This is a genomic window from Streptosporangium sp. NPDC005286 (assembly GCF_040607515.1).
In the GTDB taxonomy this organism is placed as follows: domain Bacteria; phylum Actinomycetota; class Actinomycetes; order Streptosporangiales; family Streptosporangiaceae; genus Streptosporangium.
Genome location: NZ_JBEXGU010000230.1, coordinates 1 through 11,267, shown reverse-complemented (window position 1 = coordinate 11,267; position 11,267 = coordinate 1). Strand labels below are relative to the sequence as shown.

Below are 11,267 nucleotides of genomic sequence, written 5' to 3'. Positions count from 1 at the left end.
GGGCCGGGCGCCTCGCCCGGCCCGGATGCCCGGCGGCGTCAGTACGGGTTCTTGGCGGTGACGTCGCGGGGGGTGATGCGGAAGCCCTGCCAGTGGCTCGGCATGGGGTCGGCGTCCTCGTCGCGGGGGACGTGGTGGTAGCCGACGTTGACCCACAGGACCGGGTCGGTCAGTCGCTCGCCGTTGGTGTAGCGGTCGACGGACCTGGCGCACTGGGGAGTCGGGTTGACGCTCGCCAGGCGCTCGCAGGAGCGGTAGTCGGTGACGTAGAGATCGGCCCGGGTGAAGGCCTCGTCGGCGGGGCCCCGGTACTGGGCGCTGTCGGAGTTGTTGATCTCCCAGGAGACGCGGTGCCCGTCGGCGTTGCGCACCTTGCGGTCCACCACCCGCCACCAGCGCATCGGCCTGCTGACGGCCTTGGTCTCCGTGCTGAACGTCGTCCGCTCGAGCCGCCGGTTCGCGGTGCCCGAGCCGCTGAAGTCGTACTGCTCCACGACGTCGTCGGCCCGGCCCGCCACGTCGAAGTCCAGGCGCCAGAAGATGTTGTGCGTGTGGCTCGCCTCGAACTTGTCGTCGCCCACCCCGATGGGCCAGCCGTGCTCCGGCGTGGTGGTGAATCCGGCGAGTGACCCGGTGGCCCCCACCCGCGGGGTGATCGCGCCGTCGTCGGAGAAGGCCCATTCGGCCAGGTAGGTGTACCAGCCGACCTGGAAGGCGGCGAACACCACCAGGTCACGCCCCTGGGCCGTCAGGTTCGGCTGGTCGGGGACCGACTTCAGGTACGCGTGGCCGCGGGCCCTGGTGGTCACGCAGACGAACTGCTCGCGACGCTCGCCGAGCGGGCAGTCGGCCGCCCGGAGCGGGATGGCGGTGTAGCCCAGCGACCCGATGTCGTGGTAGCGCGGCCGGCCCCTGTCGTAGGGCACGTGGATCTGGGCCAGCGAGGTGCTGCGCAGCACGGCGATCGCCCGCTGGTTCCTCGGCGTGTAGACGACCCTGGTCAGGGTCAGCCCCTCGACGTTGCGCATCTCCCAGCAGAGCTGCCAGCGCGCCCCGTTGGGCAGGGTCTTGTCGATCCGGTACGGCGCGTTACACGGTGCCGTCGCGGGCTGCGCGGCGGTCGTCTCCGCCGGAGCGCCGGACGACGCACCGGGCGAGGGGGGCGGCGGTATCGGTGCGGCCTGTGGGGCGGTGAGAGTTCCGGCGAGCAGGGCGCAGGAGAGGGCGAAGCGGAGGAACACTGATTACCACTCCAGGGTGTGGATCTTCTTGGCGGACAGGTCGACGATGAGCCGGCTGGTGTCCAGCCAGGTGCCGTCGGGCAGCCGGACGAACAGCCGCAGGCACCGGTGGACCTCGCACCGCCTGGCCGGTCCCTTCTCGCCGGACGGGGTGAAGATCAGCCCGCGCAGCCCCAGGTCCGCCGCCGACCTCAATTGCCCGCCCCCCGCCCTGGCGTACGCCTCGCGCGCGACCTTGCCGTATCCCGGGTGGGCCAGCAGGAGCCCGGCGGCCGTCGTCTCCTCCTCCTTCGACGGCGGCGGCTGCACCCCCCGGGCCACCGTCTCCCGCACGACGGTGCCCCGGCCGAGGTCGACGGTCCGCACGATGAGCCGGTCACTGCCGTAGTCGTAGAGATACGCGTCCGCACGGCGGCGGTCCGAGGTGTCCTTGTCGTCGTCGCGCTCCACGTAGAGCAGCTTGATCCGCCCCGCGGCCAGGTGCGATCTGGAGCCCGCCGACGCGATCGTGGTGGCCTGGGCGACCTCCTGACCGGTCAGTGGATCCTCCCGCGCGGGCATCTGCGGGGCGGACCTCGCCGCCTGCGACCCCTGCTCGCCGGAGACGAACAGCAGCGCACCGGCGACGACGGCCACCCCCGCCCCCGCGATCGCCGTCACGATCAACCTTCGCCCCATGAGTGCCCTCTTTACTCACCGTTGACTTTTCATTGCGAAGGGTAGCGATCGGGGAGGGAGGTGGCGGGTCTAAAGGCGTATTGCGTTTTTAGTGGGTGTTACTGAGCTTTGTGGAACTTGATGGCCTTCTTGGGGGCCCGGCTGCCGTCCGTGCCGCATCTGGGGGGCGGCCCGGTGCTCGATGCCCTTGCTCTGCGTCGAACGGCTCGTCGTCGATCAGGAACGCGCGTCACTCTGCTGTGTGCGCGAGGATGGCGGCGGCCAGTTCCTCGTGCGCCTCGGGCGGCAGTGTGTGCCCCATGCCCGCCACGATCGTCAGCCGCGCCCCCGGGATCTGCTCGGCGATGATCGCGCCGTGACCCGGTTTGACCGGCTCGTGGCTGCCCTCGATGACCAAGGTGGGTGCCTTCACCCGGTGTAGCACGCCCACCGGCTCGAAATCGGGGTTGGCCGCTGCGGCCAGCCGGTGATTGGCCGCCGCTGACAGGTCGCGGGCCCGCTCATGGATCCGCTCCTGCAGCCGGCGCGCCGCGTCCTCGTCGAAAGACAGCCCGGTGCCGTGCAGCACGCGCTGCTCGGCGATCATGCCGTCGATCAGCGCGCGCCGGTCCTGCGGCGGCGGGGCGGCCATCAGCGCGCGGTAGAAGGCCACGAACTCCGGCGCCGGCTCGGGCAGGCTCCCCTCGGGCTGTGGCTGCCCCGTCAGGGCCCGCAGGAGCACCTGGCCCTCGCCGCCGCCGAGCGGCGAGGAGGCGATGACGGTCAGCGAGCGCACCCGCTCCGGCCGTTCCACGGCGACGAACTGGCCGAGCAGCCCGCCCGCCGAGTGGCCGACCAGGTGCGCGCCGTCCAATCCGTGGGCGTCCATCACACGGTAGACGTCGTTCTTGATGTCGTCCCACGTGTACGGCTCGGTCGCGAAGTCGACGGTGCCCGACATGCCGGTGTCACGGTGGTCGTACCGGATCACCCGGCGGCCTCCGGCGGTCAGGCGGCCGACGAACTCGTCCGGCCACAGGATGCCCTGCGACATCGAACCCATGATCAACAGGATCGGCGCGTCCGTCTCGGCGCCGAACTCCTCACTCCAGATGGTCACGTTTTGCATGCCTCAGAGCATGTCGTCTCCGGCTACGGGCGCCTTCTGTAGAACTACTAGCCGCGCCAGATCCGTACGGGAGCCGATGCCCAGCTTCGGATAGATCTTGTACAGGTGGTACTCGACCGTGCGCGGGCTCAGGAAGAGCCGGGCGGCGATCTGCCTGCTCGACAACCCGTCGGCGACCAGGCCCGCGATGCGCAGCTCCTGCGGGGTCAGCGCGTCGAGCACGGGCGCGGGCGGGGCCTGCCCGCTCTCTCCCGCCGCCCGCAACTCCTCCAGCGCGCGCCGCGCCCACGGCCGGGCACCCGCCTGCTCGAACGTCTCCCACGCCGTCCGCAGATGCGCCCGTGCCTCGCCCGGCCGCTGCGCGCGGCGCAGACGCTCACCCAGCAGCAGGGCCGTCCTGGCCGCCTCGAACGGGTTGGTGTGCAGCCGCAGCGCCTCGCCGAAGGCGTCCTCGGAGGAGTCGGCCAGGCCCCGGCAGCGAGCCAGCAGCGCGCGCGATTCGGGCGTCGCGGCGTGCGCCGACCACTGCTCGTACGCCTCCAGCGCCGCCCGCGCGCCCGCCTCGTCGCCCGCGCGCACGGCGGCCTCGACGCGGTCCGGCGCCATCCGCCACACCACGGTCGGATGCCCGGCGCCCGGTCGCGCCGCGGCGATGGCCGTGAAACGGTCGTGCGCCGCCGCGTAGCGGCCCAGGCACAGGTCGAGCATCGCCAGCGCGTACGCCGCAACGCCCGCGCGCAATCCCACCCGGTGCGGGATGGCGATGGCCAGCGCCTCGCGGGCCTGCCGCTCGCAGGGCTCCTCCTCACCCCGCAGCGCCGCCAGCACCGCCAGGTTGGCCAGGTGTGCGGCCACCGTGTTCTCGTACCCGGCCTCCCGGGCCAGCGCCAGGCCCTCCTCGGAGACGGCCTGGCTGCGCGCCAGCCGACCGCCGATACGCTCTGCGGTCGCCACGAACTCCAGTACGACGGGCAGCTGCCCGGTCATCCCCGACACCCTGGCCACTCGCCCGGCCCGCTCGGCCATCTCGGTCGCCAGATCCGACTCGCCCAGAGCGCTGGCCGCGGCCGTCGCCCACAGGTACCCCGCCGCGTCCTCCAGCTCGCCGGCCCGCACCAGTGCCCGCCGCAGCAGGCCCGGCCCGGCGGCGTCGCCGTCCAGAGTCAGGCCGATCCCGGCCACCGTGTCCCGCAAGAACCCTTCGGGGTGCGCCGCCGCCCGTCGGCCGAGCTCGACGATGGCCGCCGTGTCACCGACGTACGAGGCCGCCTCCACGGCATCGGCCAGCATGTCCAAGCTGTCACCCGCCGCCAGGATCCGTACGGCCTCGGCGGCGTTGCCCGAGTTCAGCTCGAACCGGCCCCGGAGCTGGGCGATCTCCATGGCGAGGGTGGCGTCCCCGCCGGCCCGTTCGCGCGCCTCGGCCAGCAGCGACTCCGCCTGTCCCGGGCGGCCGCCGAGCCAGGCCGCGACGGCGGCGTCCTTCAGGCGGACGGCACGGGCGCGCGGCTCGGGGGTCAGCTCGGCGGCCCTGGCCAGGGCCGTGGCGGCGGCGCCGTACCCGCCACGGTCACGCGCCCGCTCCGCGGCGGCCACCAGCGCAGCGGCGACCTGCTCGTCCTGACCCAGGGCGGCTCCGGACAGGTGCCAGGCGCGGCGGTCATCCGCGGTCAGCTTCGCCAGAACGGCGTGCACGCGGCGGACATCGGCGGCGCCGGCCGCCTCGTGCACCGCGGATCGGATGAGCGGATGACCGAAACGCACGCTCGTGCCCGACACCTCGGCCAGCCCACTCTCCTCCAGCTCGGCCAACGCCACCCGCCCGGCCCCGACCTCCGTCCCCGGCCCGGATGAGGCCGATCGGGCCGCGTTCGCGCCAGGCCGTACCGGTTGCTCGGCAAACAGCCGCTCAGCGGCGCGCAGGACCAGATCGAGGTCGGCCTCTACGGCGGCGACCAAGGCGGCCAGCCGGGCAGCGGCCGACAACCCGCTCACCCGATCGCCGAAGAGCCGGGCGCCGGCGGGCAGTGGATCGGGCAGCGGTTCGCGCCCGGCGAGCTGCGCGGGCGTCAGGCGGGCGGCGATCTCACCCAGGGCGAGCGGGTTCGCGCCGGTCAGCGTGACGAGCTCCCGTTTCACCTGGGCGGGCAGCACACCGTGGCGGGACTCCAGCAACTCGGCCGCGGCGGACTCGGCCAGACCGCGCACGTCCACCGTCAGCGGCACGCCCTTGACAGGAGCCTCCCCGCGTACGGCGAACAACATCGCGATCCGTTCCGTCCCCAACCGCCTGGCGGCGAACAGCAGCGCATCGGCCGAGGCCCGGTCGACCCACTGGAAGTCGTCGACCACGCACATCAGCCCGTCCGGCGCGGCCGCCTCGGCCAGCAGCGAGAGCACACCGGCCCCCACCAGGAACCGATCGCCGAGACTGCCCGCGGCAAGCCCCAGGGCCGCGCGCACGGCATCGCGCTGCGGCTCGGGCAGTGCGTCGAGCGAACCGGCCACCGGCCACAGCGCCTGGTGCAGCGCCGCGAACGCGAGGTCGGACTCGGACTCAACGCCGGTGGCCCGCAACACCCGCATCGCACCACCGCGCGCGGCCGCCGCGTCGAGCAAGGCGGTCTTGCCCGCGCCTGCCCCGCCCCGCAACACCACCGCGCCGCCGGAACCGTCGCGAGCCCGTGCGATCACCTCGTCGAGTGCGCTGATTTCCGCAGATCTGCCGTAAAGCACAAACACCCACTGTAGGAGGCCGCCACGCTGCCCCGTCCCGCACAGAGCCGCTTCTCACAGACACTCGATTCCGAGAGAAGATCACCAAAACGCCGCACCGGACGGCCGACAGCCTCGAATCCCTCTCATGACTCGTTCTCACTCAGGTCCTCGACCGAGGTTGTTTTGAGAAATGTTTGTGAGAGGGTTCGGGGCATGGCTGATGCCCCCAAGCGCCTCGCCGGCAGGCGCCGGTCGGCGGTGGGGCCGACGACAGGGGTCGCCGATCACGACATATATGCACTAAGGGCTACAAATCCCCCAAACAGTCATCAATTACGCGATGTACTTACTTGACAGGCTATTGATCTTTGCTATATACCACAGTCCTGGGATGAATGGCATAAGTCATATATAACCTTCATGTGAATATTTGCTTACAGAATTTAAGCACGCCTGATATGCCCTTTTGGGGCCTTGACGAATATTCGGCCTCTGGCGAGGATTCTTGCCAATTGCGCACTTCATTCCAGAATGACCAACTACCTGGGGTGTGCGCGAACTGGAGGAATTTTTCATGAGGAGCCCCCTCAACGGGAGGAGAGTCGGTCGCGCCGCGGTCGTGCTCGCCCTGCCCCTTGCCCTCAGCCTCAGCGCGATGCCTGTGCTGGCCGATCCGGCGCCGCAGGCCAGTGAGGTCGCCCCCGACCGGCAGTCCAGCACAGAGCAGAACGGCGTGGCGCTGCTGCGCGTCATCGTTCCCGACCAGGAGTCCATCGACCGGCTCAACAACATGGGCGTCGACCTCGCGGAGTACCGCAGGCCCGTCGACGAGGGTCTGGAGGTGCACGCCGTACTGAGCCCGGAGGAGGCTCAGGAACTGCGCGTCCTCGGCTTCGACGTGCGTGATGCCATCTCCGACCAGGCCGATGTGGCCGAGAACAGGGCCGCACGGCAGGAGGCGCTCACCAAGGCGGCGCAGGCGGAGGCGGCGGACGTCGACACGCTGACCCCGCTCCGCGCCGAGTGGTTCACCAGCCTCGACAACGAGCACTTCCTCTCGGTGGAGGTCAAGTCGAGCGCCACCGACGCGCAGACCGTGCTCACCGCCACCTGGGACAGCGGGAAGAACACGGCCCCCGACTCGGGCGGCACCACGACGATGTCGCGCTTCACCGACGCCGGCCAGTACATGTACCACCGCTTCAGCTCGCCCATCGCTCTCACCGCGGTCCCCACCAAGGTCACCATCACCAGCAACCGGGGCGGCTCGGTCACGGTCCCGGTGACCAAGTGGCTGGGTGAGAGGCGCAAGGCGCCGAGCAAGCACTACGTCGCGGACTTCGTCGACCGCTACATGGACCCCACCGAGCTCACCAACCGGATCACCGCCCTGGCCGCGGAGTTCCCGAAGATCAGCCAGATCGTCGACCTGCCCAACAAGACGAACGGCTACCGCCGGGCGGCACAGGCCCAGTTCGGCACGGTCGCGGCGAGCACGCTCTACGTGACCTCGAAGGCGTACGGGCACGAGGGCGGCAACGACATCAGCGTCGCCCTGGTCAAGCCCGAGGCCCCCTCCAGCGCGCTGAGCGTGTCGGTGAGCGGCAAGGACGTCGTGGTCAGCCTCGGCACCGACGCGTCCGGTGCGATCAACAGCACCGCCGCCCAGGTGGTCACGGCGCTCAACGGCAACGGCGCGGCGTCGGCGCTGCTGACCGCCGCCACCTACCGGGGCAACGCCGGCACCGGCCTCGTCGCCGCCGCCGCGGCGACGAAGCTGACCGACAACCTCAAGGCGCCGGCCACCGTCTCGCGCGACCCGTTCCAGACGAAGGTGCTGCGCATCGGCAAGAAGCGCGACGGTTCGAAGACCGGTGTGTTCCTCTACTGCCAGGAGCACGCCCGCGAATGGGTGACCCCGCTGGTCTGCCTGGAGACCGCCGAGCGGCTGCTGCGCAACTACGCCCGTGACGGGCAGACCAAGAAGCTGGTCGACGACCTCGACATCTTCATCATGCCCACGTCCAACCCCGACGGCGGGCACTACAGCATGTACGACTACAACATGCAGCGCCGCAACATGTTCAACCACTGTGACGCGACCAACGGCGACCCGGCACGGCGCAACTCCTGGGGCGTGGACCTGAACCGCAACTTCTCGGTCGGGTCGGTGTTCGACGGCTACAGTGGCGCCTCGACGGTCTGCACCAGCGACACCTTCGCGGGCCCGGCCGAGCTGTCCGAGCCTGAGGCGCGCAACCAGGTCTGGCTCACCAACCAGTACCCGAACATCAGGTTCGCGATGAACACGCACTCCTACGGCGGCTACTTCATGTGGCCTCCGGGCGCCTACAAGGCCGCCGGGCGCGAGCTGCTGCCGCGGGTCGACTACGGCACGGAGAACTTCTTCTGGAAGGCCTCCGACCGCATCCTGTCCGCGGTCCAGTCCTGGCGCGGTACGGCGATCTGGCCGGGTCGCACCGGTCCGGTGACGGACGTGCTGTACTCCGCGGCCGGTAACAGCGCCGACGAGCACTGGTACAACCGGGGCATCATCGGCTGGGACTTCGAGGTCGGCGCGGACGTCTACAACCCGGAGACCAAGCGCTTCCAGGCGGTCGGCTTCCAGCCGCCGTTCGAGGAGGGCCACGAGGAGGCGATGGAGTTCGCCGCCGGTCAGATCGGCATCCTGGAGGTCGCCAGGTCCTTCTCCGACGACAACAAGCAGCCGAAGTCGGAGCTGAGCGTGACGGGGCAGACCAGCACCTCGGCCACGTTCACCTTCGAGACCGACGAGCCCGCCAACGTGTACTACACGCTGGACGGCAGCCGCCCGACGCTGAGCTCCACCAAGCTCGCCGCCGCGGGAATGCGTGAGAGCGCGCAGCAGATCACGATCGACAAGACCACCGAGGTGCGCTGGTTCGCCGTCGACATCGCCGGCAACGTCGAGAACAACTACAAGCCGGACGGCAAGGGCAACAACTTCCGCAAGGAGAAGGTGAAGGTCCGCGACGCCCGCTGACCCCGCCTGACGTTCGCACGGCCGCCGGTCCACCGACCGGCGGCCGTCGTTCAGCCGCACCACCGGCACATGGGACGGCTCTGCCGATGTCCTGCTCCGGTACGGTGCCGGCCCGGCGACCTGACCGGTTGTCAGCCGGACGGGAAGGCGGGGCGATAAGGCATGGGACACGGTCGGCTACATTCGTCCGTACCAGTCCTTCGGGCTGCCCCAGCTGACATCTCACCGATCGCGGACGGCTCCGCCCGGCCGTGCCGGGCCGGGGAGGCCGAACGCGATCGAAGCCGAGGAGGACATATGACGGTCAAGGTCACCGACGCGCCCGAGGCACGCCGCTACGAGGCGCGGTTGGAAGGCGGGTCCGAGGTCGTGGGGTTCGCGGAGTACATCCGCACGCCGGATCTGATCGCGTTCGTGCACACCGAGGTCGGCCCGGTCCACGAGGGCAAGGGAATCGGCTCCGCGCTGGTTCGCGTCTCTCTGGACGCGGCGCGGGAGTCGGGGCTGAGCGTGCTGGCCACCTGCCCCTTCTACCTGGCCTGGATCAGCCGCCACCCCGAGTACGCCGATCTCCTCTACCAGAACCGCAGCCGGGTCAGCGACTGAACGGACGGAGCGGCGAACCCCATCCGGTGCTGGATTCCCGCCGCCCCGATCCCGCTCTCACGATCCTCCAGGGTATGGCGGCAGGAGATCCCACTCCCGCCAGGAGATCTCCCTGCCGGGCCAGCGGACCGAGGCGTACGGCCACGCCTCGCGCAACCAGGCGCGGACCACCGGCTCCAGCTCCTCCTCCAGGCCGGTGCCCTCCTCGTCGGCCCGTACCCAGAACGACACGTCGGCGTCGGCCCCCTGCCTTTCCGGGGGATCGACGTAGACGCACCCGAGCAGGCGGGAGCCGTCGGGGCTCATCACCGCGTAGTTGAACGACCTGCGCAGCAGCGCCTCCTTCTGGTGCCAGGCCAGATCGATCAGGTTGTCCTCCAGCGTCATGTCGTCGAGCGGCCAGCCGCCCCACAGCGGGAAGCGCTCCCGCAGCCGGGCGGCGCTACTCATCACGGCGTCGAAGTCACGCACCGCGTCGTGCACCGTGATGGGCCGGATGCGGAACCGCTCATGCTCCACACCCGCGGGAATCTCATGGGCTCTTGGTAGGAACGACATACGGAACAGCCTGACGCGCCCGCCTTGGCAGCTGCTGAACTGCCGCTTGCCGGGGCCGGGTTCCGGCAGATCTTCCTGGCCGGACCGGACGAAGGGGCCGGTTCCACCGCTCGCCGGCGGGTCCGGGATCGGCGAGTCCAGGGGCACCGGACTGGGCGTGTGCCTGTTTTCGCTGGTTGGGCTATGGTCGGCAGCATGGCGACCTCGTGGCGAACCCCACGTGAGTCCACCGCCCTGTCCGTGGTGGTGGGCTTGGTTCTGGCCGCCCTGCTGCTCGCCGCCCTGGCCCCGGCCTCGTACGGCGGCGGCCCCGTCCAGCGGTCCGCCGGAGCGATCGGCGACATCTGGGAGCCCGGGAACTGGCTCGAACAGTCGTCGACCATGCCGCGGGCATCCGCCGGCGCCTTCGAGCACCTGCCGGCCCTCCGGCGGCTGCACCAGCGCTCCGCCTCCGATCTGGCGAACCTGTTACCGCTCCTGTCCCCCGCGTGGCGGGATCCGGACATGGTGCGCAGCCCCCAGCTGGCCACTCACCGGACCTCGGGCTCGCGCAGCCCGCCCCTGATCTAGCCGATCCATTCCCCTTCACCACCTGTCGGGCCACGCGCTCGACCGGCGGGTGGCGTACGCGCGCCGGTGTTCACCGAACACCCGGGTGCGCGCTCTGCCGTCCGCCGTGTCCGCGTGTCACCGGACAGAGTCGTGGAACGGCCGCGGCTCTGTGCACACCCCCGCTCCGGCCGATACCCCGCAGGTTCCATCGGGCCGTACCCGGCCCGTTTCACGCCATGCCCGCGAGGCCGCGACCAGGCCCCGCCGGGCGAACTCGATGACGAGCGCGGCCACGTGCGCCGCTTGGCGTTCTCAGCTTTGGAAAGGACTTCCGATCATGTCAGTCAACAGTGAGGGCACCCGTCTCAGCAGCGTGCAGGCCCGGATCATCCGCGAGGAGCTGGACGAGCAGCTCCTGTGGCGTACCACCCGGGTGAACGAGCTCGAAGCCTCGGTGGAGGACGGGGAGGTCGCGTCCCGGCAGGACGAGCTCGTCGCCCTCGCCGCCGCGGGCCGCGACCTCGCGGAGACCAGACGGGCCATGGAGAGCCTTGACGCCGGCACCTACGGCCGGTGCGCCGGCTGCAACGCGGACATCCCCTTCGAGAGGCTGAAGATCCGTCCGCTCGCCCGGTACTGCATCGCCTGCCAGCGGCGCCACGAGGCCCGCTGACCCCCGGCGGCCCCGCCCCCCGGGCGCCCCCCGCCAGGGCGGGGGCGCCCCCCCCCCGGGGGCCGCGCGGACGGCCCCCGCCCCCGGGGGGGGGGGCCGGGGGCCGGC

General features: G+C 71.0%; 9 protein-coding genes. 4 read left to right on the top strand and 5 right to left on the bottom strand.

Annotation, left to right across the window (positions count from 1 at the left end):
- Positions 1–38: 38 nt before the first annotated feature.
- From ABZU75_RS42255 to ABZU75_RS42240, 4 genes are all read right to left on the bottom strand, one after another.
- Positions 39–1,241, bottom strand: a complete 1,203-nt coding sequence (locus tag ABZU75_RS42255) for a copper amine oxidase (RefSeq protein WP_355567704.1) — start codon at positions 1,239–1,241, stop codon at positions 39–41.
- Between the two features lie 3 nt (positions 1,242–1,244).
- On the bottom strand, positions 1,245–1,919 hold the full coding sequence (locus tag ABZU75_RS42250) for a hypothetical protein (protein ID WP_355567701.1): 675 nt from the start codon (positions 1,917–1,919) through the stop codon (positions 1,245–1,247).
- A gap of 229 nt (positions 1,920–2,148) precedes the next feature.
- Positions 2,149–3,027 carry an alpha/beta fold hydrolase gene (locus tag ABZU75_RS42245; protein WP_355567698.1) on the bottom strand — a complete coding sequence of 293 codons (879 nt, stop codon included), beginning with the start codon at positions 3,025–3,027 and terminating at the stop codon, positions 2,149–2,151.
- 3 nt (positions 3,028–3,030) lie between these two features.
- Positions 3,031–5,721: a LuxR C-terminal-related transcriptional regulator gene (locus ABZU75_RS42240; RefSeq protein ID WP_355567695.1), complete on the bottom strand. Its 2,691-nt coding sequence runs from the start codon at positions 5,719–5,721 to the stop codon at positions 3,031–3,033.
- A 598-nt stretch (positions 5,722–6,319) separates the two neighbouring features.
- Here ABZU75_RS42240 and ABZU75_RS42235 point away from each other — a divergent pair.
- Together ABZU75_RS42235 and ABZU75_RS42230 are read left to right on the top strand one after the other, a co-directional pair.
- Entirely contained in the window at positions 6,320–8,770 is a 2,451-nt protein-coding gene (locus ABZU75_RS42235; RefSeq protein ID WP_355567692.1) for a M14 family zinc carboxypeptidase, read from the top strand.
- A gap of 297 nt (positions 8,771–9,067) precedes the next feature.
- Positions 9,068–9,376, top strand: coding sequence for a GNAT family N-acetyltransferase (locus tag ABZU75_RS42230; RefSeq protein ID WP_350914504.1), 309 nt, complete (start codon positions 9,068–9,070; stop codon positions 9,374–9,376).
- Between the two features lie 57 nt (positions 9,377–9,433).
- On the opposite strand, the gene ABZU75_RS42225 is transcribed toward ABZU75_RS42230, so the two are convergent.
- Positions 9,434–9,934, bottom strand: a complete 501-nt coding sequence (locus ABZU75_RS42225; RefSeq protein WP_355567688.1) for a GNAT family N-acetyltransferase — start codon at positions 9,932–9,934, stop codon at positions 9,434–9,436.
- A 195-nt stretch (positions 9,935–10,129) separates the two neighbouring features.
- Here ABZU75_RS42225 and ABZU75_RS42220 point away from each other — a divergent pair, with 195 nt between their 5' ends.
- Both ABZU75_RS42220 and ABZU75_RS42215 read left to right on the top strand, forming a co-directional pair.
- On the top strand, positions 10,130–10,504 hold the full coding sequence (locus ABZU75_RS42220) for a hypothetical protein (RefSeq protein ID WP_355567685.1): 375 nt from the start codon (positions 10,130–10,132) through the stop codon (positions 10,502–10,504).
- A 319-nt stretch (positions 10,505–10,823) separates the two neighbouring features.
- Positions 10,824–11,159, top strand: coding sequence for a TraR/DksA C4-type zinc finger protein (locus ABZU75_RS42215; RefSeq protein ID WP_355567682.1), 336 nt, complete (start codon positions 10,824–10,826; stop codon positions 11,157–11,159).
- The last annotated feature ends 108 nt before the right edge of the window (positions 11,160–11,267 follow it).

What these genes read in the sequence shown, in the direction of transcription:
- ABZU75_RS42250 (WP_355567701.1), bottom strand. Translation starts at nt 1,919, where the DNA reads ATGGGGCGAAGGTTGATCGTGACGGCGATCGCGGGGGCGGGGGTGGCC.
- ABZU75_RS42245 (WP_355567698.1), bottom strand. Translation starts at nt 3,027, where the DNA reads ATGCAAAACGTGACCATCTGGAGTGAGGAGTTCGGCGCCGAGACGGAC.
- ABZU75_RS42235 (WP_355567692.1), top strand. Translation starts at nt 6,320, where the DNA reads ATGAGGAGCCCCCTCAACGGGAGGAGAGTCGGTCGCGCCGCGGTCGTG.
- ABZU75_RS42230 (WP_350914504.1), top strand. Translation starts at nt 9,068, where the DNA reads ATGACGGTCAAGGTCACCGACGCGCCCGAGGCACGCCGCTACGAGGCG.
- ABZU75_RS42225 (WP_355567688.1), bottom strand. Translation starts at nt 9,934, where the DNA reads ATGTCGTTCCTACCAAGAGCCCATGAGATTCCCGCGGGTGTGGAGCAT.
- ABZU75_RS42220 (WP_355567685.1), top strand. Translation starts at nt 10,130, where the DNA reads ATGGCGACCTCGTGGCGAACCCCACGTGAGTCCACCGCCCTGTCCGTG.
- ABZU75_RS42215 (WP_355567682.1), top strand. Translation starts at nt 10,824, where the DNA reads ATGTCAGTCAACAGTGAGGGCACCCGTCTCAGCAGCGTGCAGGCCCGG.